The organism is Mycobacterium sp. D16Q13, from assembly GCF_002013375.1.
In the GTDB taxonomy this organism is placed as follows: domain Bacteria; phylum Actinomycetota; class Actinomycetes; order Mycobacteriales; family Mycobacteriaceae; genus Mycobacterium.
On sequence record NZ_MAEW01000001.1, the window covers coordinates 106,264 to 131,671 of the forward strand.

Below are 25,408 nucleotides of genomic sequence, written 5' to 3' on the forward strand. Positions count from 1 at the left end.
GCTCACGCCCATGTCTGATTCTCTTCGCACAAGCGGCTCATCGGCGAGCGACTGGAAAGCCTTCACCGTTGAGACCACCGGGCACATCGCCCAGGTCACCCTCATCGGGCCTGGCAAGGGCAATGCGATGGGACCCGATTTCTGGCGGGAACTGCCGCTGATCTTCACCGAACTGGACGCGGACCCGGAGGTACGGGCGATTGTTCTCGCCGCCGACGGCACCAATTTCAGCTACGGATTGGACCTGCCCGCGATGGCAGGCACCTTCATGCCGTTGATGGCCGAGAAGGCATTGGCGAAACCGCGCACCGACTTCCTCGACGAGATACGCCGGCTGCAGGCCTCGGTGACCGCCGTCGCCGACTGCCGCAAGCCGGTGATCGCCGCGGTGCAGGGCTGGTGCATCGGCGGTGGCGTCGACCTCATCGCAGCCACCGACATCCGGTACGCGAGTGCCGACGCGAAGTTCAGTGTGCGCGAGGCCAAGGTCGCGATTGTGGCCGATATTGGCTCACTGCACCGTCTTCCACCGATCATCGGCGACGGTCACCTGCGTGAACTGGCGTTCACCGGCAAGGACATCGACGCCGCGCGGGCCGAGAAGATCGGACTCGTCAATGACGTGTTCGACACTGCGGAGGCAACGCTGGCCGCCGCCCACGCGACCGCCGCCGAAATCGCCGCCAATCCGCCCCTGGTGGTGCAGGGCGTCAAGGACGTGCTGGGCCGCGAGCGCGAGAGTGTCGTCGCCGACGGCCTCAAGTACGTCTCGACGTGGAATGCCGCGTTCCTGCCGTCGGAGGACCTGCAGGAAGCCATCGGCGCGGTCTTCGAGAAGCGTGATCCCGACTTCAAGGGACGCTAGATCTCCCGGTAGCGGCCCCAGTGCACGGCATCCTCCAGGGGGCGCCCGCTGCGCCAGCCGAAGCGCTCCAAGTCGGGGCGCTCGGCGAACTCATGCACCGGTCCGACACACAACCAGGCGATCGGCCTGATATGCGTTGGTGCGTCTATTAACTCGGCCAGGAACTGTTCCTCGTAGAAGGACACCCAGCCGACGCCGATCCCTTCGGTGACCGCGGCGAGCCAGAGGTTCTGGATGGCGAGCACGGCCGAGAACAGGCCCGCGTCGGCGATGGTGTGCCTGCCCAGAACGTGCGGGCCACCACGGCCGTGGTCGTAGGTGACCACCACGCCGGTGCCGCTTTCACAGATGCCTTCAATCTTGATGGGGTCAAAGGTGGTTCGCCGTTCCTCCGGAAGGCTGTCGGCGAATCTCTGGCGCTGCTCCGTCACGTGCGCTGCGAACTTCTCCAGCGTCTGCGATTCGCGCATCACCACGAAATCCCACGGCTGGCTGTTCCCGACGCTGGGCGCGCGATGCGCGGCCTGAAGCAGCTTCATCAACGTCGCGTCGTCGACAACCTGTCCGGTGAACTCGGCACGCACGTCCCGGCGGGTGGCAATGGCCTGATAGACGTCCATCACAGCGCATCCGGGTCGGCAGCGATCAGATCGCTGACCTTGCGGGTCAATTCGGTTGCGGTACGTGCCCATGGAAGGTCTGCGCCGGCCAGACCACATCCGGCGCTGATGCCGATCCGATCGCGCAGCACGGCACGTCCGAAGCCCAGTTTGTCCGCGAGCGCCGCGGTACGCGTTGCGAGCACGTCGGACGATATCGGCACCGGCGGTGGCGAGCCGGGAATCACGCCGAGCAGCGCGATCTTCCCGGTGTCCAGCACCGAGGCCAGTCCGTCGAGCGCCTGCGCATCCGTCAGGTATGCGGCATCCACCGCGATCCCGCGAATATTGGTCCCGCGCAACAGCTCCCAGGGAGGATCTGTGGCGCAGCAGTGCACCACTAGTTCACCGCCGACCGCGGCGGCGCACTGGTCCAACAGCGAAATCGCTGTCGGTACGTCGACCGGATGTACCGGCGAGAACATGCTGGTTCCGGACAGCCTGCCCTCCAGCGCGGCGGACAGGGACGGTTCATCGAGCTGCACCACCACGGGAACACCGAGCCGTCGGGACAGCGTGGCTTGGTGCAGCGCCAACCCCTCTGCCAGAGAAGCCGCCAGGTCCCGCACCGCACCGGGATCGGTGATCGCGCGGTGGCCGTTGGGAAGCTCCAATTGTGCTGCCAGCGTTACCGGCCCGGGGCCCTGCACCTTCACCGCGCGATCGCTACCCCGATGCCCGCCACGCTCCCACTCCTCCTCAAGCGCATCCATGTCCTCGTCAAGGAATCCGCGGGCCCGTCGCACCACCGCCCCGGGCCGGGCAGTGGTGCGGTAGCCGGTGGGCACCACATCGACGGCGATATCAACCAGCAAGGCCGCGGCCCGTCCGATCAGATCGGCACCGATTCCGCGCGCAGGCAGCTCCACGATATGGGGCAGCGGCAGTTCGGCCACCACGATCTCGGTCGCGGCACGCGCCTCTTGACCCGGCCACGAGCCGACGCCAGTTCCCTTCGCCCATACATTCACATGCAGAACGTTAGGTGATGAGCGACTCGATCGGACCCTTGGCGAAATAGACGACAAACAATCCGGCCACCACATACAGCAGCGGATGCACGGCACGGCCTCGAGCCCCGCGCTCCGCTGACACGACGGCGAGCACCACCCAGCTGATGAATCCGACGCCGATGCCGTTGGCGATCGAGTAGGTAAAGGGCATCGTCACCACGGTCAAAAAGCAGGGCAGCGCGTGGTCGAACCGGGTGAAGTCAATGCTGCGAAGCTGGCCGATCATCATGGCACCCACCACCACCAGCGCCGGCGCCGCGGCTTCCAGCGGTACAACCGAATACAGCGGGGTGAAGAACATGGCCGCCAGGAACAGCAGCCCGGTGACCACATTGGCCAGCCCGGTCCGTGCACCCTCGGCGATGCCCGACGCGGACTCCACGAACACGGTGTTGGAGGACGAGGACGAGACACCACCAACGACGGCACCGACGCCCTCTACGGACAGCGCCCGTCCGATACCGGGCAGGGTGCCGTGTTCATCGGTCAATCCGGCCTCCTTACCCAAACCGGTCATGGTTCCCATTGCGTCGAAGAAGTTCGAGAGCACCAGCGCGAACACCAGGACCGTGGCCGACAGCACGCCCACCCGAGTGAACGCACCGAACATGTCGACCTGACCGAGCAGACTCAGATCCGGGATGCCGCCCGCGGAGGCGGGCCAGTCGGGCACCGTGAGATTCCATCCCTTGGTGTCGACGGGCTGCGCGCCGCGTTCGGTCAACGCCTGCGCGATCATGGAAATCCCCGTCATCACGACGATTCCGATGAGCAGTCCGCCACGAACCTTGCGCACCACCAGGATTCCCATCAGCAGCACACCCGCGGCGAAGATCAGGGTCGGGACGGTGGCCACCGAGTTGTCGATTCCCAAACCAACCGGCACCGTGGTGTTGGCAGCGTCGGGGATCCGCCGCACGAAACCCGCGTCGACAAACCCGATGAACGCGATGAAGCAGCCGATTCCCGCAGCGATCGCCGCCTTCAGCTCGTCGGGAATGGCATGAAACACCGCGGTGCGAAAACCGGAGATGCCCAGCGCCACAATGACGAGGCCGTCAACGATGACCAATCCCATGGCCTCGGGCCAGCTCATCTGCGATGCGAACGACACCGCGAGCAGACTGTTGATGCCCAGCCCGGCCGCAAGCGCGAACGGGTAATTGGCGATAAATCCGAACAGGATCGACATCACTCCGGCAGCCAGCGCCGTGACCGCCGCTACCTGCCCCACTGGCAGCACATGGCCCAGCACGTCGGCGTTATGCGCGCGTCCGGGCTCGCCACCGATGATGAGCGGGTTGAGCACCACGATGTAGGCCATCGCGAAGAAGGTGACGACCCCGCCGCGGACCTCCCGCCCTAACGTCGACTGCCGCTCGGAGATCCGGAAGTACCGGTCCAGGAGGCCATTCATAGGCGTTGAAAGTACAGGCCCCGGTTCCCGGCCGCCCATCGGAACGCTCACGGGCGAGGGACTTTCCACCCCAGATAGATGACCTTTGTCACTAGAGGCGCGTGCGGCCACCCGGTCAAATGTAAGTGTCACTTTTAGACACAGATAACTAGTCCCGAGGACCGCATTCATGCCGCAGAAGGAATTCACCGACCTCGAGCTCCTCCACGAACTCGAACCCGTGGTCGAGGAGAACACTCATCGCCACCTCGGCGTGTTCAAAGAGTGGAGCCCACACGACTACATCCCGTGGTCCGAGGGCAAGAACTACAAGGCCCTGGGCGGTCAGGATTGGGATCCAGAGCAGTGCAAGCTCTCCGAACTGGCCAAGGTCGCGATGATCACGAATCTGCTCACCGAGGACAATCTGCCCGCCTATCACCGTGAGATCGCGATGAACTTCACCATGGACGGGCCCTGGGGCACCTGGGTAAACCGGTGGACCGCCGAGGAGAACCGCCACAGCATCGCGATCCGCGATTACCTCGTCGTCACCCGCGCGGTCGACCCGGTGGAGCTCGAGAAGCTGCGCATGGAGCAGATGACCCGCGGCTTCTCCCCCGGCCAGAACCGTCAGGGCGGGGATCACATGTTCGCCGACAGCCTGTTCGACTCGGTGGTGTACGTGTCCTTCCAGGAGCTGGCCACCCGTGTCTCACACCGCAATACCGGCGTCGCGTGTGCCGAACCCATCGCCCAGGAACTCCTCAAACACATCTCCAATGACGAGAACCTGCACATGATCTTCTACCGCAACATGGTCGAGGCCGGTCTCCAGATCGCTCCCAACCAGGCCGTGAAGTCCATCCACAAGGTTCTCGACAACTTCACCATGCCCGGATACACGATCCCGGGATTTCGCCGCAACGCCGTGACCATCGCCACCGGCGGCGTCTACGACCCGCAGTCGCACCTCGCCGAAGTTGTCCTGCCGGTGCTGCGCAAGTGGCGCATCTTCGAGCGCGATGACATCACCGGCGAAGGCGAGTGGTACCGCGAAGACCTCGACCGTCTCATCACCGACCTCAGGAAGACCGCCAGCGACTTCGAGGAAGTCAAGGCCAAGTACCTGGAACGCCAGGCCAAGCGTGCCGAGCGCAAGGCCGCCAGGGTGTAGCCCTTCCGTAACGCCGACGTGGGCAAACGGCGATATGCCGTTCAGTACCATTGATCGGGGCCGCCTGCCGGCCAGCCGGGAGGAGAGGGACACATGCGCGCGTTCAGGACGCTCTCGACGGTGATCGGCATCGCCACAGTGGTGGCGGCGACAGTGGCCGGCCCCTCGATCGCGTCGGCCGAACCTCTCGCGGGCGCCCAGCTGGTGGCGATCGGAGACTCGTTCATGGCGGCGGGCTCAAACGCCGCAGGTATCACCGGCCCCGTGGGCACCGCTTGTAACCAGGCGACCGACAATGTCGCACACCTGGTGGCCACGTCTTTCCCGCAGATGACATTCGCCGACTACTCCTGCGTGGGCGCACTTTCTACCGATGTCTACACGCCCTCCACGCGCGGCCCGCAGAACACGGGGCTGTCCCCCGCCACCAAGGTGGCGATCGTATCCATCGGTGGCAACGACGCCGGCTTTGAGCAGATCGCCACCGACTGCCTGTTCGCGTTGAGCTGCCCGCCGGAAAAGAAGGCGCAATTCAGCGCCAACGTGGCCTCGGTGGGCCCGAAACTCACGGGCGCGTACGCCGCCATACGTCAAGCCGCTCCGAACGCACGCGTCTTCACGGTGGGCTACCTACCGATCCTGCCCCCGGATGCCAAGGGGTGCTTGGTCGGGCTGATCAACACCCAAGAGACCATCACCTTCCTCAATGGTCTGCAGCGTCAGCTGAACGACACGATCATCACCGAATCGTCAAAGGCCGGGTTCACCCCCGTCATCCCGGCGACAAGCAGCGACCACAGCGTGTGCGCGTCCGATTTTCAGCGCTACGTGTCGATGACGGGTACCGGCGCCGGCGATGAGGGAATCCCGATGCATCCGACCGCACCGGGACGGCAGTACGTCGCCGAGCGCGTAGCCATCGCCATGCGCTCCGCGGGGGTCTAGGGGACCTAGTCGCGCGTGATGATGGCGCTGCCGAGCACCTCGTCGCCCTCGGCATCGGGCCGGTACAGCACCACCGTCTGCCCAGGTGCCACACCCCGCAGGGCGGTGCGCAGCCGGACCTGAATCCGCTCGGTCGCCGGGTCGACAACCGCGTCCACGACCGATCCATGCGCGCGGACCTGCACCTGGCACTCAACAGGCCCATCCGGAACCTGACCGGAGGTCCACACCACGGGCTCGCCCCCGAACTCCCAAATCTCAAGGTCCTCAACGGTTCCCACCCGAACGGTGGAGGTCTCGGCGTCGATCGAGGTGACGTAGCGGGGACGGCCGTCCGCTGCAGGACCGACCAGCCCGAGCCCCTTGCGCTGACCGATGGTGAACTCGTGCACCCCCGCATGGGTGGCCAGTACGCTGCCGTCGGAGTCCACGACGTTTCCGCGGCGCACGCCGATGCGTGCACCCAGGAACGCCTGGGTGTCTCCGGAAGGGATGAAGCAGATGTCGTGGCTGTCGGGCTTATTCGCGACGAGCAGACCGCGCTGCTCGGCCTCGGCCCGGATATCGGGCTTGGAACTGTCGCCGATCGGGAACAGCGCACGACTCAGCTGCTGCGGTGTCAGTACCCCCAGCACATAGGACTGGTCCTTGTCCTCGTCGACCGCGCGGCGCAACCTGCCGTCGCGCAGCCGCGCGTAGTGCCCGGTGGCGACCGCATCGAAGCCCAACGCGATGGCACGATCGGCCAGCGCCGCGAACTTGATCTTCTCGTTGCACTTCACGCAGGGATTAGGTGTGCGCCCCTCGGCGTACGCCTCGACGAAGTCGTCGATGACGTCTTCCTTGAATCGATCGGCAAAATCCCATACATAGAAGGGGATTCCGAGCATGTCGGCAACACGACGGGCGTCGGCGGCATCTTCTTTCGAACAGCACCCGCGGGAGCCCGTGCGCAGTGTGCCGGGTGCCGCGGACAGTGCCAGGTGCACACCGACCACATCGTGTCCGGCGTCCACCATGCGCGCGGCCGCGACCGAGGAGTCCACTCCCCCACTCATGGCGGCAAGCACTCTCATGACCGGCTCCCAGCACTGGCGAGGGCGGCAGCACGCGCACGCGGAACGGCGACCTGCAAGGCCTCGACCGCACGCGCCACATCCGAGGGAACGGAGGTGTGGCCGAAGGTGAAGCGCAGCGATCCGCGCGCCACCTCGGGGTCAATGCCCATTTCGATGAGCACATGCGAGGGACGCGCGACGCCTGCCGTGCATGCGGACCCGGTGGAGCATTCGATGCCGTTGGCGTCCAACAACATCAATAGGGAGTCGCCCTCGCATCCGGCGAAGGTGAAATGCGCGTTTCCGGGCAATCTGCCGCTGCCGACCGCACCGTTGAGCACGGAGCCCTCGATGCTGGTCAAGACCTGATCGATCAGCCCGTCCCGCAGTGTTTTCAGTGTGTCCGCACCCTCGCACCGCTCTGCGACGGCTTCGACGAGTGCGGTCGACATCGCCACGATGGCGGCGGTGTCTGGGGTGCCCGAACGAATATCGCGTTCGTGGCCGCCGCCATGAAGCAATGGGACACAAACTGTTTCACGTCGCAGTAGTAGTGCTCCGACACCCATGGGGCCGCCGAATTTGTGCGCGGCCACGCTCACCGCCGACAGACCACTGACGGCGAAATCGACATCGAGCTGGCCAACCGCCCCAATGGCATCGCTATGCATGGGGATGTCGAATTCAGCGGCGATGGAAGCCAATTCACAGATGGGGTTGATGGTGCCGACCTCATTGTTGGCCCACATCACCGTAATGAGCGCTACATCGTCGTGGTCGACGAGAGCCGCGCGCAGTGCCGCGGGAGTGACGGTGCCGGCGTCGTCCACCGGTAGCCACGTCACCTCGGCCCCCTCGTGGTCGGCGAGCCACTGCACCGCATCAAGCACGGCATGGTGCTCGACGGCGCTGGCGATGACGCGTGTCCGCCGCACGTCCGCGTCTCGGCGGGCCCAGTAGATACCCTTGATGGCGAGGTTGTCGCTCTCGGTGCCACCGGCGGTGAAGATCACCTCCGACGGTCGGGCGCCCAGGGCCGCGGCGATCGACTCCCGCGATTCCTCCACCCGTCGCCGCGCATCGCGCCCGGATCCGTGCAACGAAGCGGCGTTCCCGGTCCGTGCCATGACGGCTGCCATCGCCTCGATGGCAGCGGGGCGCATCGGGGTGGTGGCGGCGTGGTCCAGGTACACCGCAGATGAGCCATCCGGGCGAGCTGGGGTTCGAGCAGCAGACATAACGCATCCAGGATAGGTCCCACCCAGGTGGGCTCGTCCAATCGCGTCAGGCAGCGATCGGTTCCGGGTGCTCCGGGTGGCTGTGGATCTGTGGGGTTCGTTCACCGGCCCGAACGGCGGCCTCACAGCGGTTGGCCAGATCACGGCGGCTCTCTCCGGGCAATTGCAGCCCCGCCACCTGGATATGCGCCACGGTCATCCGCGTCGCGGTGATCCGGCGGATAGAGGCCATCAGGGTGTCCTCGCCGACGTAGGCCGGAACCGTCGACAGCTCGCCGCCCCGGTGGTGGTACGTCAGCCGCAGCGGCTGTACCGGCCGCTGCGCGTCGATCGCGGCCTGGAACATCGCGGGGCGGAATGACCCGTACGCATTACCGCACCAGGTGGTGCCCTCCGGGAACGCCACCACTGTCTGACCGGCCTGGAGCCGCGCCGCGACGGTGTCGACTACCCGCGGCAGGGTGCGCAGGTTCCCCCGCTCGATCGGGATGACCCGCATCATCCGGGCGATGATGCCCAGACCGGGCCAATCGATCAGGTCTGCCCGGGCGACGAACGACCCCGGAAGCACCGCCCCGATGGCGAAGACGTCGACCCAGGACACATGGCCCGCCACCACCAGGGAACCCCGGATATCGCGGATCGGGCCACCGGAGACGGAAATGCGTACGCCGAGGCACCGCAGCATCAGCCTGCAGTAGCCACGCTGCCAGCGCACCCGTCCGGGAATCGGTATCCCCAGCAGCGGTGCAAGGGTCAACAACGTGATCGCCATGGCGATCCGTGTCGTGGTCCGCAGGGTGCGCGTCAGCCGCCCTGGCTCGTCGATGTGTGTTGCCCGCATGCAGCTGTCGTCACAGGTTGCCTTCGGCAGCCAGGCGTGAGCGAATTCGGGTGCCATCGCTATTCCTGGCCGGCCGCCGCCGCGCCGATTTCCGACGCCGCCCCCACGGACCTCAGCCGTTTGAGGTAGCGCACATCGGCTTCGTCCTTGTTGAGCAGTGCCATGAAGTCGGCCACGCCGAAGTCGGGATCGTGCGCGGGTTCGCCGAGAACCTTCGCGCCCAGCCGCAGATATCCACGCATCAGTGCGGGCACCTGCACCTTGGCAGGCGGGGCGATGTCATCGAGCCCCATCCCGTCGACAACGACCGGGTTGTAGGGGCGCACCGTGTACTCGGGCGCCGCGGCATGCCGCTTCATGACGAAGTCGCGCACGGCACGCACCTGACTGCCGGGCGCCTGTTCCGGGTTGTCCTGCATGGGAACCGATACGCATCCGGTGACGTAGGTGTAGTCGCAGCGGTCCAGGTAGGCCAGAATTCCGGCCCACATCAGCAGCACTACCGCACCATTGCGGTGATCGCCCCGCACCACCGCGCGCCCCATCTCCACCAGCTGTGGACGCAGCGAGTCGAGTCCACTGATGTCGAATTCCGTTGCGCTGTACAGCCCGCCAGCGGCAATAGCACCGGGCGGAGGCAGCATCCGGTAGCAGCCCACCACATCACCCGAGGTGTCCTCGCGTACCAGCAAGTGATCGCAGTGCTCATCGAAGCGGTCGGCGTCGCGTCCCTCGAACGCGGCCGGGGTGCTCGCGAGCTGGAATCCCGGCTCGCTGCTGAACACGTCGTATCGAAGCCGTTGCACGGCATCGATATCGGCGGGATCGTTCGACAGCAGCAGGGTGTACCGAGGACCCAGTGGAGCTTCCCCGGCCTCCCCCGCAACGTCTGAGATGGATTGATCTGCGGCGATGAGAACTGAAGCTGTACTCATGACTGCGAGATTCGCGGAGTTATGCGGCGGAACGGCATCGGAAGCGTGTCGTGTCCATGCACGGTCCGTTAATTGCGGCGTTCAGTACACCAAATGCGTGCTTGCGTCAGTGAATCCCCCAGGCAAACGCGGAGCTAACGGATGCTACGCCGACACTCGCGCGTCGGCACGCTGCCGGAGTTCCTCCTCGTCGACCAGCACCAACATCGGCGCACCGGGTGTACACATCATGGTGACCACGAAGCGCAGCGCCGAGTCCGCGCGGTTGTTGGCGTCCGAGTAGTGGATGACGTCACCACCGGGCTCCCAGAACGCTTCACCGGCCTTGACCACGCGTGGCGCCTGGCCTTCGAGTTCGAAGAGCATCTCTCCCTCGACCACATACCCGAACGCCGGGCCGCCCGGATGGCGATGCGGTGGCGTGCCGGGACTACCGGCAGGCCACTCGATCTCCACCGTCATCACATGGGCGTCGGACGGGATCACCGGAGGCGTCACGGTCTGCAGCACCGTGAGCGCACTCATCAGATCGTCGTTCGCCATCATCGGCGGGCCATCCAATCGGCGAATCGCGTTTCCGCCAGCACGCCGTCATCACCGGTAACCAGGCTGAAGTCGTCCACGGGTGTCCCGAAGTAGGTAGCGGTGGAGTCGACCACCACCGGCTTGTCGTCACCGCGCGCGTCGAGCACGGCCTGTGCCATCTGGGCGAACGAAAACTTCTCTGGCCCACCGATGTTGATGACGCCGTTGCGCGGCTTGGCCTCCGCGGCGTGAGCCACCTGCGCGGACACGTCGTCCACGGAGATCAGCTGAATCCTGGCATCGGGTACGCGGACCTCGTCTCCGACAACGAGGGTGTTGGTGATGGCCTCGGCGAATTCCTGGAATTGGGTGGCTCGTACGATCGTGTACGGCAATCCGGATTCGGTAATGATGTTCTCCTGCGCCACTTTCGCCCTCATGTATCCGCTGTCCGGCAGACCATCGGCGCCCACGATGGAGAGCGCGACGTAGTGACCGACGCCGGTCTGGTTCGCCGCGTCAACGAGATTGCGCGCCGCGGCGGTGAAGAAATCCATCACCGGGCCGTCCTCGAACGACGGAGAATTGACAACGTCGATAACCACATTCGATCCGGTGAGTGCGTTCACCAACCCGTCCCCGGTCAACACATTCGCGCCAGAGGACAACGATGCCGCCACCACATCATGGCCGTCGGCGGTGAGCAAAGAGACCACCCGGGAACCGATTTGGCCGGTGGCACCAACAACTGTGATTTTCATTGTGCGATTACCTTTCTCGTCTCGCATGCAACGTTCGCAGCTCGGCGCCGGATTCGAACCCTGGAAAGTACGTAGTCGTTGGGCGGAATCGGCAGCTCGGTAAACTTCCAGCATATTCATCAGATTCGGCGGAGCACGTGGTCAACAGTTACCCAGGATCGCGTTTGCGCGGTCGAGCGCCCGAGTGCGCGGCACTCGGGCGCCTCATCGCGGCCGCACGGTCGGGCCCCAGTCAGGTGCTCGTCCTACGGGGTGAAGCCGGAATCGGCAAGACCGCGCTCCTTGGGTATGCCATCGAACAAGCGCAGGGATTCCGCGTCATTCGCACCGCGGGCGTTGAATCCGAGATGGAACTTGCGTTCGCCGGTTTACAACATTTCTGCGGGCCGCTGTCGAGCCACCTTGACGCGCTGCCCAACCCACAACGCGAGGCGCTCGATATCGCATTCGGGATGAGCAGCGGACCGGCGCCCGACCGATTTCTGATCGGGCTGGCCGTGCTGAGCCTGCTGGCCGCGGCGGCCGAGCATCAGCCCATGCTGTGTGTGGTCGATGACGCCCAATGGCTCGACCGAGTCTCGTTGCAGACACTCGCCTTCGTCACCCGGCGATTGGCAAGTGAGCCGGTGGCGATGCTCTTCGGGGTGCGCGGAGGTGCCGAGGATGAGCTCACCGGGCTGCCTCAGCTCACCGTGGGCGGCCTGCGGGCGGCCGACGCCGGTGCGCTCCTGAGCTCCGCGATTCCGGGGCTGCTCGACGATCGGGTGCGCGATCGCATCGTGGCCGAGACGCAGGGCAATCCGCTGGCCCTGTTGGAACTTCCCCGGGACCTGACCGCCGAGGAACTCGCGGGGGGTTTCGGGTGGCCCGACGGCGGGCGCCTGGCCGGACATATCGAGCAAGCGTTCCTGCGACGGGTCCAGCAGCTGCCTGCCGAGACACAGACGTTGCTCCTCACCGCCGCGACCGATCCGCTGGGCGATGCGGCGCTCCTGGCAGGCGCATCCGAACGGCTCGGAATCTCGATGGATGCGCTGGCACCCGCCGAGGGCGCCGATCTGATCGAGTTGGGCACCCGGGTCCGCTTTCGCCATCCATTGGTGCGGTCCGCGATCTACAGAAGCGCACAACCGTTGGCACGCAGAAGAATTCATGGTGCGCTGGCGGAGGCCACAGATCCGCTCACCGATCCGGATCGCCGAGCGTGGCATCGTGCGCACGCCGCGGCGGGCACCGATGAGACAACCGCCGCCGAACTTGAGCAGTCGGCCGACCGCGCCCAGGCCAGGGGCGGCATCCTGGCGGCTGCCGCCTTCTTGCAACGGGCCACCGAGCTCACCTCAGATCCGGCATTGCGCGGGTTGCGGGCGCTGGCGGCGGCTCAGTCAAAACACGATGCGGCAGCCTACGACGCCGCCCGCGAGCTGCTTGCCATCGCGGACATGGCTCCGCTGGATCCGCTGGCGCGGGCACGAGCGGCGCGGCTGCGCGCGAAGATCACCTTCGCGGAAAGCCGAGTGGGCGCGGACGGCTCCACGGCGGTGTCCGACGCCGCGATCGGCCTACTGGATGCCGCCAAGGACTTGGAGAATCTGGACGACGACCTGGCCCGGGAGACCTACTTGGACGCGGTGGGGGCGGCCATGTACGGCGGCCGGCTCTGTCCGCGCGGTGGCGCGGTGGAGGTGGCTGAACCCGCGCGGCTGGCGCCGGCCGGGTCGCGGCCCCCACGGCCGTCCGATCTTCTGCTCGATGGCCTGGCGATGCGGATTACCCATGGCGCGGCGGCAAGCGCCCAGACACTGCGGGATGCCCTTTCTCTGATCAGCCGTGAGGCCGACCGTCCGGGCAATACGAGCTGGATGTGGCAGGCGTTCCCCATTGCCCTCGAATCTGCCACACATGAGGTGTGGGACGACCAGATGTGGCATCACCTGGCAACCCGTGCGGTGCAAATCGCCCGTGATGTCGGTGCGTTGTCGGTTCTCCCGTCGGCACTGATCTACCGCGCGGGAGTGCACGTGCATGCCGGCGAGCTCGACGCGGCCGCAGAGCTTGTTCAGGAGGCCGACGCCATCTCCGCGGCGACAGGCCACGCACCGATCAGGTATCACTCGTTGATCTTGGCGGCCTGGCGGGGTACGGAACCCGAGGCGATGCCACTGATCGATGCCGCCATGCGCGATGGCGCGGCCAGGGGCGAGGGCAGGCTGCTCGGTGCGATGGGTTACGCGGCAGGCGTACTCAACAACGGCCTCGGCCGCTACGAGCTCGCGTTTCACGCGGCGCGAAGGGCTTGTGAGCATGAGGATCTCGGGTTGTACAGCTGGTGCCTCATCGAGCTGATCGAGGCGGCCGCGCGCTGCGGCGAGCAGGACACCGCCACGAAGGCGCTCGATCAATTGGAAGAGCGGGCGCTGGCCGGCGAGAGCGATTGGGCCGTGGGCATGGTGGCACGTTCCCGGGCACTGCTCGCCGCCGACGATGACGCGGAGGCCCGCTACCGCGAGGCCATCGAACGGCTATCCAGCACAAGGATTTCCGTCCACCTGGCCCGGGCACATCTCATTTACGGAGAATGGCTACGCCGCTGCCAGCGGCGAGCCGATGCCCGCGCGGCACTCACGGTGGCGCACGAGAGTTTCGTGAGTATGGGCGCCGCGGCTTTTGCCGGGAGGGCGCAGCGCGAGCTTCTCGCGACGGGCGCGAAAGTGCGGAAACGTTCCGCCGGTTCCTCTTCCGCTTCAGCCCAAACACTGACGGCTCAGGAGGCACAGATCGCCCGGATGGCCGGTCAGGGTCTGACCAATCAGGAGATCGCCGCCCAGCTGTTCATCAGCTCGCACACCGTGGAATGGCATCTGCGGAAGGTCTTCGCCAAGCGCGGCATCACCTCACGCAGGCAGCTGCGCAACGGACTCTAAGCCGGAACTCGCGACCGCAGTTCGTTCGCGATCTTCTGCAGGGTGTCCTCGGTCTCGGGCGGCCCGGTGAGCATGGCCACCGCCAATGTGTCGCGGGATCCGCCGGAGGTCGAGGCAAAGGCGCATGTCATCGCGATCCGGACCACACGCATGCCGTTTCCGAGGGCTCCTGTCATCCGGGCGTAGGACGTGACATCGTCGATCGGCTTCCAGGCTTGAGCATCGACCGGTAGTTTCGCGCGCACCTTGTCCTGGGTCGACTTACCGCATCCGTCGGCGCACCGACTGGAACCGATCCAGCCGGCCGCGCCACCAACGTTGGCCTCGTCCATGCATGTGATGCGCTTGTCCAGCGGTTTGTTCTCGGTATGCAGACACCCCCACCCCTTGGGCAGGTTGAAGTCGAACGCTATGTACGAGGGCATCGAGATGGGTTGGAGTTTCTCACCTGGCCCGTACGTCGCGCCGCCGAGTGGCCCCGTGGACCCGTTGGGGGGCGGAATCACCCCGGATGTCGGCGCGGGAGGCACCGGCGTCCGCGTCATCGGAGACTCTCCCGGAGGCATAACCGCAAAACCCACGATGTTGCGCTGAGACCCGACGGAGACGACGCCAATCACCAACCCCAGCACCACCGTGCCCAGAAACGCCGAAAGGACTACCCAGGGCGCTCGACTCGGTGGTCGAGGCTCTGGATAGTCCAGTGGCGTACCGTCAGCCGCCCCGTGAGGTTGGATGTCGCCAGCGGGGCGGCTCCAGGGCTCCATGGGGTTAATTAGCCCTTGCGAGCCTTCACGGCCTCGGTGAGCTGCGGTGCGACGTTGAACAGGTCGCCCACCACACCGAAGTCGGCGATCTCGAAGATCGGGGCTTCCTCATCCTTGTTGACCGCGACAATGGTCTTCGAGGTCTGCATCCCGGCGCGGTGCTGGATGGCACCCGAGATGCCCAGCGCGACGTACAGCTGCGGCGACACGGTCTTACCGGTCTGGCCCACCTGGAACTGGCCCGGGTAGTAGCCGGAGTCGACCGCGGCGCGCGAGGCACCGACAGCGGCACCCAGCGAATCGGCGAGCTCCTCGACCACGCTGAACTTGTCGGCGCTACCGACACCACGGCCGCCGGACACGACAATGTTGGCCTCGGTGAGCTCCGGACGATCTCCACCAACCACAGGCTGGCGCGAGGTGACCTTGGTGGCGTTCTCGGCGGGTGCGGGCACCTCGACGGCGACCTGCTCGCCCGCGCCAGCGGCCGGTGCAGCCTCGACGGCGCCCGGACGCACGGTGATGACCGGGGCGTCGCCGTTGGCCTGGGCCTCGACGGAGAACGCGCCACCGAAGATCGAGTGCAGGGCCTTGCCGCCCTCGCGCACCTCGATGACATCGGTCAGCAGACCCGAGCCCAGGCGTGCGGCCAGCCGGCCGGCCACTTCCTTACCCTCAGTGGTCGCGGCGATCAGAATGCCGGCGGGGCTGGCGGTCTCGGCCAGGCTCGCCAACAGGTCAACCTTGGGGGTCACCAGGTAGTTGTCGACGACGTCGGACTCGGCGACATAGATCTTGGCGGCGCCGGCCTCCTTGAGACCATCGATCAGCGGCGCGGCGGTGCCGGCCGGACCGGCCACCACGGCCGAGGGCTCACCCAGGACGCGAGCAGCGGTGATGAGCTCGGCGCTTACCTTCTTCAGTGCACCCTCTGAATGCTCAACGAGCACAAGTACTTCAGCCATATTGCGTATGCCTTCTCTTAATCAGGTTCTATCGGAATGATCTGCTCTAGATAATTTTTTGCGCAACCAGGAACTCGGCGACCTTGGTGCCACCCTCGCCCTCGTCGGTGATCTTCTCGCCCGCGGTCTTGGCCGCCTTGGGGGTCGAGGACAGCACGGTCGAACCGGCGTTCGCGACACCCACCTCGTCGGCCTCAACGCCGATCTCGGCGAGGGTCAGTACGGCAACTTCCTTCTTCTTGGCGGCCATGATGCCCTTGAAGGAGGGGAAGCGCGGCTCGTTGATCTTCTCGGTGACGCTGACGATGGCCGGCAGAGTCGCCTCGACCTCGAAGACGCCCTCATCGGTCTCGCGCTCGCCCTTGACGACGCCGCCCTCGACGGTCAGCTTGCGCAGGTGCGTCAGCTGCGGAAGACCCAGGTACTCGGCGATAATCGCGGGGATGGCGCCCGAACGGCCGTCGGTGGCCTCGTTACCGGCGATGACCAACTCGACACCCTCAACCTGACCCAGCGCGCGGGCCAGGGCCCAGCCGGTCTGGATGGCATCGGACCCGTGCAGGCCCGGGTCGAGCAGGTGAACTGCCTTGTCGGCACCCATCGACAGAGCCTTACGGATGGCCTCGGTGGCCTTTTCCGGACCTGCCGAGACGACGGTCACGACCGAGTCGCCACCCTCGCGCTCCTTGATGAGCAGCGCTTCCTCGACGGCACGCTCGTTGATCTCGTCGAGTACCGCGTCGGCGGCTTCCCGGTCGAGCGTGAAGTCACCGTCGGTGAGCTTGCGCTCTGACCAGGTGTCTGGGACCTGCTTGATCAGGACCGCGATGTTCGTCATAAGTCTCCGATCGTCCTTCCTCTTCGCTGTCTGCTAGCTATCTGCGTGGTAGTTCCGTGCGCACCCGTACTACGCCGGTCGCACTGTCACGTTTCGTGACTAATCCGGCGAACAAAGTTACTCACGGGTAATATACGGAGTTCGCCCGTACACCATAGCCGGTTCACCCCTGGTTTCCGGCCTGTGATCTGGGCCACCAGTATTAAGACACGGCGTTCACCCGATAGCCTGCCAAACGATGAACTCGCACCTGACCGACCCGCACCCGGCTGACCCTCTTCGCGCAAGCGGCTCATCAGCCGATGACCCGGACGCCCTGGCGCTGACCGGGGAGCGGACCGTGCCCGGGATCGCCGAGGAGAACTACTGGTTCCGCCGCCACGAAGTGGTGTACGAGCGGCTCAGCAGCCTCTGCGCGGGCCGCAGAGTTCTGGAGGCAGGCAGCGGTGAGGGCTACGGCGCCAACATGCTGGCCGCCGTGGCCGAGCACGTCATCGGTCTGGACTACGACGAGTCCGCGATCGCGCATGTGAAGGCCCGCTATCCCCGCGTGGACATGCGCGCCGGAAACCTGGCAGACCTGCCGCTGGCCGGCGGCGCGGTGGATGTGGTGGTGAACTTCCAGGTCATCGAGCACCTGTGGGATCAGGGTCAGTTCATCCGTGAGTGCGCGCGCGTGCTCAGCCCCGGTGGCTCGCTGCTGATCAGCACCCCAAATCGCATCACCTTCTCCCCCGGGCGCGATACCCCGCTGAATCCGTTCCATACCCGCGAGCTGAATGCCGCTGAGCTCACCGAACTCCTTGTAGAGAACGGCTTTTCGGTGCAGTCGATGAATGGCGTGTTTCACGGACCACGACTTCGCGAGCTCGATGCCAAGTACGGCGGTTCGATCATCGATGCGCAGATCGAGCGCGCGGTCGCCGGCGCGCCGTGGCCGCAGGATCTGCTCGCGGACATCACAGGTTTGACCACCGAGGATTTCGAGATTGTCGACGCGGAGGAACGCGACATCGATCAGAGTCTGGATTTGGTTTCCATAGCGGTGATAGACCGGTGATCCCGTGATGGAGTCGAAGAAGCCTATTCCGGGCCTGTTCACCATGGTGCTGCACACGCACCTGCCGTGGCTTGCCAATCACGGCCGCTGGCCGGTCGGCGAGGAGTGGCTATACCAATCCTGGTCAGCCTCGTATTTGCCGTTGTTCAAGGTGTTACGGACGCTGGCGGCAGAGGGCCGGGAGAGCCTGATCACCCTCGGCATCACCCCGGTCGTAGCCGCGCAGCTCGACGACCCACACTGCCTGACCGGGCTGCACAGCTGGCTGGCCAACTGGCAGTTGCGCGCCTTCGAGGCGGCGACCATCACGAGCACCGACGCAGAGCCCGGCACCGCTTCGAGCCCGGAGATGTTGCGGGCCTTTGGCGTTCGCGAATACCGCAGCGCCACAGACGCCCTCGACGAATTCGACCGGCACTGGCGCCACGGCGGTAGCGGCCCGCTGCGCGGCCTCATCGATGCGAAAGCCATTGAACTGCTGGGCGGCCCGCTCGCACATCCGTTCCAGCCGCTGCTACACCCCCGGCTGCGCGAATTCGCGCTGCGCGAGGGGCTGGCCGATGCCGCACAGCGTTTCGGTCATGCACCTTCCGGCATCTGGGCGCCCGAATGCGCCTATGCCCCGGGCATGGAGGAGGGCTACGCGGCGGCCGGGGTCAACCACTTCATGGTGGATGGCCCGTCCCTTCAGGGTGACACCTCACTGGGCCGTCCCGTGGGCGACTCAGATGTGGTTGCGTTCGGACGCGATCTGACGGTGAGTTACCGCGTGTGGTCACCCAAGTCCGGATACCCCGGCCATGCCGCGTACCGCGACTTCCACACCTATGACCATGACACCGGCCTCAAGCCCGCCCGGGTCACCGGGCGCAACGTGGCTCCGGAAGCCAAGGCGCCGTACGACCCTGAGCGTGCCGACGCCGCGATCGACGTCCACGTCCGCGACTTCGTGGATACCGTGCGCCAGCGCCTCATCGCCGAGTCCGACCGCATCGGGCGGCCCGCGCATGTCATCGCCGCGTTCGACACCGAACTGTTCGGCCATTGGTGGTACGAGGGGCCGATATGGCTCGAGCGTGTGCTGCGCGCCCTGCCCGAAGCCGGTATCCATGTGGGCACCCTGGAGCAGGCCCGCGAACAGGGCTACGTGGGCAAGCCGTTCGACCTACCTGCCAGCTCATGGGGTTCCGGTAAGGACTGGCATGTGTGGAACGGCGAGAAGGTCGCCGACCTCGTGCAGCTGAACAACGAGGTGGTCGACACCGCCCTCACGGCGGTGGACAAGGCTCTGGGTGAACAACCCGCGCCGCACACCCGGAATCGGGTGGCCGATCAGATCTTGCGCGAGGCACTGCTGACGGTATCCAGCGACTGGCCGTTCATGGTCAGTAAGGATTCGGCCGCCGATTACGCGCGTTACCGCGCTCATCTGCACGCACACGCCACCCGTGAGATCGCCGACGCGCTGGCGGGCGGTCGGCACGATGCGGCAGTCCGATTGGCGGACGGCTGGAATCGCGCGGACGGGCTGTTCGGCGCGCTTGATGCTCGGAGGCTGCCACGATGAAAACGATCTTCGCCCGAGAGGCTCATCAATGAGAATCCTGATGGTCTCGTGGGAGTACCCACCCGTGGTTATCGGCGGGCTGGGCAGGCACGTGCATCACCTGTCGACCGAACTGGCCGCGGCCGGACACGAGGTGGTGGTGCTCACCCGTCGCCCATCAGGCACAGACCCGGCGAGCCACCCGACGTCCGACGAGATCTCCGAAGGTGTCCGGGTGGTCGCAGCCGCCGAGGATCCACACGATTTCGACTTCGGCACCGACATGATGGCCTGGACGCTGGCCATGGGGCATGCGATGGTGCGCGCCGGACTGGCCTTGGGCTTCAAGGGGTCCGGCGATTGGCGCCCCGACGTGGTCCACGCGCACGACTGGCTGGTGGCCCATCCGGCGATAGCCCTCGCCGAGCACTTCGACGTACCGTTGGTATCGACGCTGCATGCCACCGAGGCCGGCCGGCATGGCGGCTGGGTATCCGGACGGATCAGCCGGCAAGTGCATTCGGTGGAATGGTGGCTGGCCCGCGAATCGGACTCGCTGATCACGTGCTCGGCCTCGATGCTCGACGAGGTAACTCAGCTGTTCGGGCCGGAACTACCGCAGGTTCATGTCATCCGCAACGGAATCGACGTCACCCGTTGGGTTTTCGCTTCCCGTCTACCCTCTGACGGATCCGCGCCGGTGCTGCTTTTCGTCGGACGGCTCGAGTACGAAAAGGGCATCCACGATGCCATCGCGGCGCTGCCCAAGATCCGCCGCTCGCACCCGGGAACGGTGTTGGCGGTCGCGGGCGATGGCACGCAGCAGGATTGGCTCCTCGAACAGGCACGCAAGCACAAGGTCGTCAAGTCCGTTCAGTTCCTGGGCAACCTTGACCACGAGGGTCTGTTGCAATGGCTGCATCGCGCGGACGCCATTTTGTTGCCCAGCCATTACGAGCCGTTCGGCATCGTGGCGCTGGAGGCGGCGGCCGCGGGTACTCCCCTGGTGACCTCGACCGTCGGCGGGCTGGGCGAAGCCGTCATCGACGGAGAGACCGGATTGTCCTTCGCCCCCCGTGATGTGGCAGGCATCGCGGACGCGGTCAAACGCACCCTGGATGACCCGGCCGCTGCCGCAGAGCGGGCCGTGGCGGCACGGGCCCGGCTCACCGCGGACTTCGACTGGGCCACCGTCGCCGACGAGACGGCTCAGGTGTATTTGGCTGCCAAACGCCGCGAACGGGAACCTTTGGGCCGCAGCGTTATCGTCGAGCGTCCGCTGCCGGACCGCTAACCTCCATTCTGCGAGCAGACAACTGGTGCACGCAAAACCCTGAGATACCTGTGCAATACACGTCTGTTCGGCGAAAGAAGGGACTGACACCATGACCGATGCGGCGGCCCTCGCGGCGAAGCTGGTCGAGTCCGATCCCCAGTTCCGGGCGGCCATCCCCGACCCTGAGGTGATGGACTCCTTGCTGGTACCAGGACTGCGGCTGTCGCAGGTACTGCACGCCCTACTGACCGGCTATGCCGACCGGCCGGTCATGGGTTTCCGGTCCCGCGAATCGGTCGTCGACCCCGCCACCGGCCGCACGGTCGATCGGCTGCTCCCCGCCTTCGAGACGATCACCTATGGAGAACTCCGCGAGAACATCTCGGCCATCCTCGCCGAGTGGCAGCACGGCCCCAACGCCATCGGTGCCGACGACTTCGTTGCCACCATCGGCTTCTCCAGCCCCGACTACGTCACCCTCGACCTTGCCACGCTCATGAACGGGTCGGTATCGATTCCACTGCAACACAACGCATCAGTGGCCCAGCTGCGCATGATGTTGGAGGAGACCAGTCCGCGGCTGGTGGCGGCGAGCGCTGACAGCCTCGATCTCGCGGTGCAGGCAGCACTGGGGCTTACGGATCTGCGGCGGGTGGTGGTGTTCGACTACCGGCCCGAGACCGACGATCACCGCGAGAAGCTGGCCGCGGCACGGGACCGCCTACGGGAAGCCGGTATGGAGGTCGTCGTAGAGCCGCTCGCGGAAGTCATCGCGAAGGGACGGCGGCTGCCCGAGCCCGTGTTGTACACGGCCGGCGATGATCAGCGCACGGCGCTGATCATGTACACCTCCGGCAGTACCGGCGCACCCAAGGGCGCGACGTTCACCGAGTGGACGGTGACCCGTTTCTGGTCCTCGGGTGCGGCACCCAACCGGGACACCCCGATCATCAACGTCAACTTCCTGCCGCTCAACCACCTCGCGGGCCGAGTGGGGCTTCTGACCGCCTTCATTCCCGGCGGCACGTGCTACTTCGTTCCGGAGAGCGATCTATCCACACTCTTCGAGGACTGGCAGCTGGCACGCCCCACTCATATGGGCGTGGTGCCGCGAGTGGTCGACATGCTCTTTCAGCATTACCAGACCCGTGTCGACGCACTCATGGCCGAAGGAGCCGATGCAGCGTCTGCCGATCGCACGGCCAAAACCGAACTGCGCGAAGAGGTTCTCGGAGGGCGCGTGGTCGCGGGCATGCTCGCCACGGCGCCGCTGTCCCCCGAGATGAAGACCTTCCTGGAATCCTCCCTCAACTTCCACCTACTCGATCTGTACGGCCTGACCGAGGTAGGCGGGGTGTTCCGGGATGGCAAGATCTCCCGCCCCCCGGTACTCGACTACAAACTCGTCGACGTCCCCGAGTTGGGGTACTACACCACCGATAAGCCCCATCCCCGTGGCGAATTGCTGGTCAAGAGCGCCACCGCGACACCCGGGTACTACAAGCGCCCCGATGTCACCGCCGAGGTGTTCGACGCCGACGGCTATTACCGAACTGGCGACGTCATGGCCGAGATCGCGCCCGACGAGCTGGTGTACGTGGACAGGCGCAACAACGTCATCAAGCTCGCCCAAGGCGAGTTCGTCGCGGTGGCGAACCTGGAGACGGTGTATGTCGGCGCACCGCTGGTTCGCCAGATCTTCGTCTACGGCAACAGCGAACGCGCGTACCTATTGGCGGTCATCGTGCCCACCGAAGAGACACTGCAGCGTTACACCAATTCGCCCATCGACATGAAGAACTCGATCCGGGAGTCGCTACAGCGGACCGCTCGCGCCAACCATCTGCACTCGTACGAACTTCCGGCCGACTTCATCATCGAAACCACCCCGTTCACGATCGAGAGCGGCATGCTCGCGGCCGTGGGTAAACCGATACGCCCCAAGATGATCGAGCACTACGGCGGTCGGCTTGAACAGCTATATGCCGACCTCGCCGAGGCCCGCGTCCAAGAGCTACGGCAGCTGCGCGATACCGCACAGCAGCGACCGATCATCGAGACCGTCACCGAGGCCGCCCAGGCACTGCTCGGCATGTCCTCGGACGCGGTGCGTCCCGACCACCATTTCATCGATCTCGGCGGAGACTCGCTGTCGGCGTTGACCTTTTCCAACCTGCTGCGCGATTTGTTCGACGTCGACGTGCCGGTCGGTGTGATCACCGGTCCCGCAGCTGATCTGCGCAAGCTCGCCGCCTATATCGAGACCGCCCGCGAGAGCAATGTGGCCACCGCGGCCAGTGTGCACGGACCGGACGCGGCCGTCATCAACGCGGATGAGCTCACTCTCGACAAATTCATCGACGCCGAGACGCTCGGCAATGCCTCCACACTTCCCGCCCCCTCCAGCGCCGTGCACACGGTTCTCCTCACCGGGGCCAACGGGTATCTCGGCAGATTCCTGTGCCTGGAGTGGCTGCAGCGGTTGGCACAGTCCGATGGACAACTGATCTGTCTGGTTCGTGGCGATGACAACGACGACGCCCTCGCCCGTCTTGAGGCTGCATACGGCGACACCGATCAGACACTGCTCGACGAATTCCGCGCGCTGGCTCGGCGACATCTGCGGGTAGTCGCCGCCGATATCGCCCAGCCCCGCCTCGGGGTAGATGACGTGACCTGGGAGCAATTGGCTCGCGACGTCGACAAGATCGTCCATCCCGCCGCACTGGTGAACCACGTGCTCCCCTACAGCCAGCTGTTCGGCCCCAATGTCTTTGGCACGGCAGAGGTTATCCGCTTGGCGCTGACGACGCGAATGAAGCCGGTGACCTACCTGTCAACGATGGCAGTCGCCATGGCGGTGCCCAATTTCGACGAGGACGGCGATATCCGCACGGTGAGCCCGACTCGCCATATCGGCGCGGGTTACGCCAACGGTTATGCCAATAGCAAGTGGGCCGGCGAGGTGCTCCTGCGGGAGGCGCACGATCTATGCGGCCTGCCGGCCAGCGTCTTCCGCTCCGACATGATCCTCACCCACCGTCTGTACAGCGGTCAGCTCAACGTCACCGATGCCTTTACCCGCATGCTGCTGAGCCTCGTCCTCACCGGAATCGCACCGCGCAGCTTCTACCAAGGCGGCTCCGACGGAGACCGTCCGCGAGCGCATTACGAAGGGCTGCCGGTGGATTTCGTCACCGAGGCGATCACCACCCTGGGGCTGGCCAACTCCGAGGGATTCCGCTCGTACGACGTCATGAACCCGCACGACGACGGCATATCCGTAGACACCTTCGTCGACTGGCTTATCGAAGACGGTCACACCATCGACATCATCGACGACTATGACGAATGGCTGTCCCGCTTCGAGACGGCGCTACGGGGCCTGCCGGACGAACTGCGGCGCAGCTCGGTGCTTCCCCTCCTGGACGCCTATCGCGCGCCGGGCCACCCGCGGCGCGGCGCCGATACCCCTACCGACATGTTCCGGAAGGCAGTGCAGGACTACAAGATCGGCACCGACGGCGACACCGCCGACATTCCACATATCGACCGCGCGCTCATCTCCAAGTACATATCGGATCTACGCGCGCACGGGTTGCTGTAAACGCGTCCGCGCGAAGATCAGCTGAACGCCGAGCGCTTCAGATTCCGACGATTCCGGTAAAGTTCCCGTCAACCTTGGCCAACGTCCGCTCGCCACTACCGTCGAGGTTGACTGCACGAATCTCGCCTGCCATATCGCTGACGTAGGCGATCCCGGCTTCCTTGTCCACCGCCAGACCGATCGCTTCCCCGAAGCCGGAGGCGAGGACCGTGACGTCGCCGCCTGACTGTCTCTGGGCGGGGATCTGGGCGCGGTTCAACGTATTTCCCAACGGGGGAGCTCCACGGTCGGTCCAGTAGATCACTCCGCCGTCAAGGTCCAGTTCGATGTCAATCGGCTCGGGCAGCCCGGCCCACAGCACCTCGATATCACGATTCTCCGGGGTCTGTCCGTCGGGAATCTCCAAGGAAGTCCGGAAAATTCGGCCATCTCCGCCCTTGGAAGGGCCCTTCTGCGTCCAGTACAGAAACCCGTTGCGCTCGTCAACCGTCAGTCCGACGCACTGATTGCGAACAGTATGTCGGTCCTGTTCGGCCGCCGCGACAACCACCTCGTCGCGCAGGCCGCTGCCGTCCAGCTGCACACTGCGGATGGCGGCTCCTTCACGATCGGACCAATACAGGCGCCCGAGTGACCATGCGGCCGAAAGCTGTTTTCCGGTAACGAAACTTCCCGGCGGAAGGAGGTAGGAACGCCCACCGCCGTCGATTGCGGCCCGTTCGATGGAGCCGTTTTTGCCGTAGAAGTCGAGGTTCTCCTCGGTCGGGGACTCACCGGAGTCGGTGAGTGTGGGCACGCCCATGTTCGTCCAGTAAATGTTCTCCCGAGCGGGATCGACCACTATGCCATCGGGCAGTTCGTTAAGTCCGGTAACCAGTTCCGTGAATCCTTCGCCCGACACGGGGAACTTCAGAACGGCTCTCTTGATCTGGTTCAGCGCCAACAGGTATCGAAACATCTTGTTCCCCTTAGCAAGTTGTGCCCATTCCCATTGTTCACCACACAAGAT

The 25,408-nt window shown here is 65.4% G+C and carries 21 protein-coding genes; 8 read left to right on the forward strand and 13 right to left on the reverse strand.

Annotated elements, in window-relative coordinates; genetic code table 11:
- Positions 1 to 10: 10 nt before the first annotated feature.
- Positions 11 to 865 carry a crotonase/enoyl-CoA hydratase family protein gene (locus tag B4400_RS00520; protein WP_078308893.1) on the forward strand — a complete coding sequence of 285 codons (855 nt, stop codon included), beginning with the start codon at positions 11 to 13 and terminating at the stop codon, positions 863 to 865.
- Here the strand turns inward: B4400_RS00520 and bluB are convergent.
- The 3 genes from bluB to B4400_RS00535 are packed head-to-tail and all read right to left on the reverse strand — an operon-like array spanning position 862 to position 3,954.
- The gene (gene bluB / locus B4400_RS00525; RefSeq protein ID WP_078308892.1) at positions 862 to 1,485 is read right to left on the reverse strand and encodes a 5,6-dimethylbenzimidazole synthase; all 624 of its coding nucleotides are present in this window, start codon (positions 1,483 to 1,485) and stop codon (positions 862 to 864) included. The genes B4400_RS00520 and bluB overlap by 4 nt on opposite strands.
- Entirely contained in the window at positions 1,485 to 2,495 is a 1,011-nt protein-coding gene (locus B4400_RS00530; RefSeq protein WP_286151092.1) for a uroporphyrinogen decarboxylase/cobalamine-independent methonine synthase family protein, read from the reverse strand. The genes bluB and B4400_RS00530 overlap by 1 nt, the downstream gene beginning before the upstream one ends.
- 10 nt (positions 2,496 to 2,505) lie before the next feature.
- On the reverse strand, positions 2,506 to 3,954 hold the full coding sequence (locus B4400_RS00535; protein WP_078308890.1) for an NCS2 family permease: 1,449 nt from the start codon (positions 3,952 to 3,954) through the stop codon (positions 2,506 to 2,508).
- Positions 3,955 to 4,123: 169 nt separating this feature from the next.
- On the opposite strand from B4400_RS00535, the gene B4400_RS00540 reads away from it, so the two are divergent.
- Together B4400_RS00540 and B4400_RS00545 are read left to right on the forward strand one after the other, a co-directional pair.
- Positions 4,124 to 5,110, forward strand: coding sequence for an acyl-ACP desaturase (locus tag B4400_RS00540; protein ID WP_078308889.1), 987 nt, complete (start codon positions 4,124 to 4,126; stop codon positions 5,108 to 5,110).
- Positions 5,111 to 5,203: 93 nt separating this feature from the next.
- Positions 5,204 to 6,055 carry an SGNH/GDSL hydrolase family protein gene (locus B4400_RS00545; RefSeq protein WP_078308888.1) on the forward strand — a complete coding sequence of 284 codons (852 nt, stop codon included), beginning with the start codon at positions 5,204 to 5,206 and terminating at the stop codon, positions 6,053 to 6,055.
- Positions 6,056 to 6,060: 5 nt separating this feature from the next.
- Here the strand turns inward: B4400_RS00545 and mnmA are convergent, their stop codons facing one another.
- From mnmA to B4400_RS00575, 6 genes are all read right to left on the reverse strand, one after another.
- Entirely contained in the window at positions 6,061 to 7,131 is a 1,071-nt protein-coding gene (mnmA, locus tag B4400_RS00550; RefSeq protein WP_078308887.1) for a tRNA 2-thiouridine(34) synthase MnmA, read from the reverse strand.
- On the reverse strand, positions 7,128 to 8,351 hold the full coding sequence (locus B4400_RS00555) for a cysteine desulfurase family protein (protein WP_078308886.1): 1,224 nt from the start codon (positions 8,349 to 8,351) through the stop codon (positions 7,128 to 7,130). Before B4400_RS00555 ends, mnmA begins: the two co-directional genes overlap by 4 nt.
- A gap of 46 nt (positions 8,352 to 8,397) precedes the next feature.
- Positions 8,398 to 9,252 carry a lysophospholipid acyltransferase family protein gene (locus B4400_RS00560; protein ID WP_078308885.1) on the reverse strand — a complete coding sequence of 285 codons (855 nt, stop codon included), beginning with the start codon at positions 9,250 to 9,252 and terminating at the stop codon, positions 8,398 to 8,400.
- Between the two features lie 2 nt (positions 9,253 to 9,254).
- Entirely contained in the window at positions 9,255 to 10,130 is an 876-nt protein-coding gene (locus tag B4400_RS00565; RefSeq protein WP_078308884.1) for a GNAT family N-acetyltransferase, read from the reverse strand.
- A 144-nt stretch (positions 10,131 to 10,274) separates the two neighbouring features.
- Entirely contained in the window at positions 10,275 to 10,676 is a 402-nt protein-coding gene (locus B4400_RS00570) for a cupin domain-containing protein (RefSeq protein ID WP_139360112.1), read from the reverse strand.
- Positions 10,673 to 11,416, reverse strand: coding sequence for an SDR family oxidoreductase (locus B4400_RS00575; RefSeq protein WP_078308882.1), 744 nt, complete (start codon positions 11,414 to 11,416; stop codon positions 10,673 to 10,675). Before B4400_RS00575 ends, B4400_RS00570 begins: the two co-directional genes overlap by 4 nt.
- 206 nt (positions 11,417 to 11,622) lie before the next feature.
- Here B4400_RS00575 and B4400_RS00580 point away from each other — a divergent pair, with 206 nt between their 5' ends.
- The gene (locus B4400_RS00580) at positions 11,623 to 14,340 is read left to right on the forward strand and encodes an ATP-binding protein (RefSeq protein ID WP_286151108.1); all 2,718 of its coding nucleotides are present in this window, start codon (positions 11,623 to 11,625) and stop codon (positions 14,338 to 14,340) included.
- Here the strand turns inward: B4400_RS00580 and B4400_RS00585 are convergent.
- From B4400_RS00585 to B4400_RS00595, 3 genes are all read right to left on the reverse strand, one after another.
- Complete coding sequence (locus B4400_RS00585) at positions 14,337 to 14,885, reverse strand: hypothetical protein (protein WP_139360111.1); 549 nt, start codon at positions 14,883 to 14,885, stop codon at positions 14,337 to 14,339. The two genes, B4400_RS00580 and B4400_RS00585, sit on opposite strands and share 4 nt — an antisense overlap.
- A gap of 230 nt (positions 14,886 to 15,115) precedes the next feature.
- Positions 15,116 to 16,072: an electron transfer flavoprotein subunit alpha/FixB family protein gene (locus tag B4400_RS00590; RefSeq protein ID WP_078287425.1), complete on the reverse strand. Its 957-nt coding sequence runs from the start codon at positions 16,070 to 16,072 to the stop codon at positions 15,116 to 15,118.
- A gap of 46 nt (positions 16,073 to 16,118) precedes the next feature.
- Positions 16,119 to 16,910 carry an electron transfer flavoprotein subunit beta/FixA family protein gene (locus tag B4400_RS00595; RefSeq protein WP_005056735.1) on the reverse strand — a complete coding sequence of 264 codons (792 nt, stop codon included), beginning with the start codon at positions 16,908 to 16,910 and terminating at the stop codon, positions 16,119 to 16,121.
- 238 nt (positions 16,911 to 17,148) lie between these two features.
- Here B4400_RS00595 and B4400_RS00600 point away from each other — a divergent pair, with 238 nt between their 5' ends.
- The 4 genes from B4400_RS00600 (at position 17,149) to car (ending at position 24,399) form a co-directional block, all read left to right on the forward strand.
- The gene (locus B4400_RS00600; RefSeq protein ID WP_078308880.1) at positions 17,149 to 17,970 is read left to right on the forward strand and encodes a class I SAM-dependent methyltransferase; all 822 of its coding nucleotides are present in this window, start codon (positions 17,149 to 17,151) and stop codon (positions 17,968 to 17,970) included.
- A 7-nt stretch (positions 17,971 to 17,977) separates the two neighbouring features.
- Positions 17,978 to 19,537, forward strand: coding sequence for a 1,4-alpha-glucan branching protein domain-containing protein (locus B4400_RS00605; protein ID WP_078308879.1), 1,560 nt, complete (start codon positions 17,978 to 17,980; stop codon positions 19,535 to 19,537).
- A 28-nt stretch (positions 19,538 to 19,565) separates the two neighbouring features.
- Positions 19,566 to 20,810, forward strand: a complete 1,245-nt coding sequence (locus B4400_RS00610) for a glycosyltransferase family 4 protein (protein WP_078308878.1) — start codon at positions 19,566 to 19,568, stop codon at positions 20,808 to 20,810.
- Positions 20,811 to 20,901: 91 nt separating this feature from the next.
- Positions 20,902 to 24,399 (forward strand): carboxylic acid reductase, encoded by a 3,498-nt coding sequence (car, locus tag B4400_RS00615; protein WP_078308877.1) that lies wholly within the window; start codon positions 20,902 to 20,904, stop codon positions 24,397 to 24,399.
- A gap of 37 nt (positions 24,400 to 24,436) precedes the next feature.
- Here the strand turns inward: car and B4400_RS00620 are convergent, their stop codons facing one another.
- On the reverse strand, positions 24,437 to 25,357 hold the full coding sequence (locus tag B4400_RS00620; RefSeq protein WP_078309019.1) for a hypothetical protein: 921 nt from the start codon (positions 25,355 to 25,357) through the stop codon (positions 24,437 to 24,439).
- Between the last annotated feature and the right edge of the window lie 51 nt (positions 25,358 to 25,408).

Bases quoted from the DNA above. Each gene is read 5' to 3' on its own strand.
- B4400_RS00565 (WP_078308884.1), bottom strand. From the start codon at position 10,130: ATGAGTACAGCTTCAGTTCTCATCGCCGCAGATCAATCCATCTCAGAC.
- B4400_RS00595 (WP_005056735.1), bottom strand. From the start codon at position 16,910: ATGACGAACATCGCGGTCCTGATCAAGCAGGTCCCAGACACCTGGTCA.
- B4400_RS00520 (WP_078308893.1), top strand. From the start codon at position 11: ATGTCTGATTCTCTTCGCACAAGCGGCTCATCGGCGAGCGACTGGAAA.
- B4400_RS00540 (WP_078308889.1), top strand. From the start codon at position 4,124: ATGCCGCAGAAGGAATTCACCGACCTCGAGCTCCTCCACGAACTCGAA.
- mnmA (WP_078308887.1), bottom strand. From the start codon at position 7,131: ATGAGAGTGCTTGCCGCCATGAGTGGGGGAGTGGACTCCTCGGTCGCG.
- B4400_RS00590 (WP_078287425.1), bottom strand. From the start codon at position 16,072: ATGGCTGAAGTACTTGTGCTCGTTGAGCATTCAGAGGGTGCACTGAAG.
- B4400_RS00560 (WP_078308885.1), bottom strand. From the start codon at position 9,252: ATGGCACCCGAATTCGCTCACGCCTGGCTGCCGAAGGCAACCTGTGAC.
- B4400_RS00620 (WP_078309019.1), bottom strand. From the start codon at position 25,357: ATGTTTCGATACCTGTTGGCGCTGAACCAGATCAAGAGAGCCGTTCTG.
- B4400_RS00555 (WP_078308886.1), bottom strand. From the start codon at position 8,351: ATGTCTGCTGCTCGAACCCCAGCTCGCCCGGATGGCTCATCTGCGGTG.
- B4400_RS00575 (WP_078308882.1), bottom strand. From the start codon at position 11,416: ATGAAAATCACAGTTGTTGGTGCCACCGGCCAAATCGGTTCCCGGGTG.
- B4400_RS00535 (WP_078308890.1), bottom strand. From the start codon at position 3,954: ATGAATGGCCTCCTGGACCGGTACTTCCGGATCTCCGAGCGGCAGTCG.
- B4400_RS00600 (WP_078308880.1), top strand. From the start codon at position 17,149: ATGAACTCGCACCTGACCGACCCGCACCCGGCTGACCCTCTTCGCGCA.
- B4400_RS00545 (WP_078308888.1), top strand. From the start codon at position 5,204: ATGCGCGCGTTCAGGACGCTCTCGACGGTGATCGGCATCGCCACAGTG.
- B4400_RS00610 (WP_078308878.1), top strand. From the start codon at position 19,566: ATGAGAATCCTGATGGTCTCGTGGGAGTACCCACCCGTGGTTATCGGC.
- car (WP_078308877.1), top strand. From the start codon at position 20,902: ATGACCGATGCGGCGGCCCTCGCGGCGAAGCTGGTCGAGTCCGATCCC.
- B4400_RS00585 (WP_139360111.1), bottom strand. From the start codon at position 14,885: ATGACGCGGACGCCGGTGCCTCCCGCGCCGACATCCGGGGTGATTCCG.
- B4400_RS00570 (WP_139360112.1), bottom strand. From the start codon at position 10,676: ATGATGGCGAACGACGATCTGATGAGTGCGCTCACGGTGCTGCAGACC.
- B4400_RS00605 (WP_078308879.1), top strand. From the start codon at position 17,978: ATGGAGTCGAAGAAGCCTATTCCGGGCCTGTTCACCATGGTGCTGCAC.
- bluB (WP_078308892.1), bottom strand. From the start codon at position 1,485: ATGGACGTCTATCAGGCCATTGCCACCCGCCGGGACGTGCGTGCCGAG.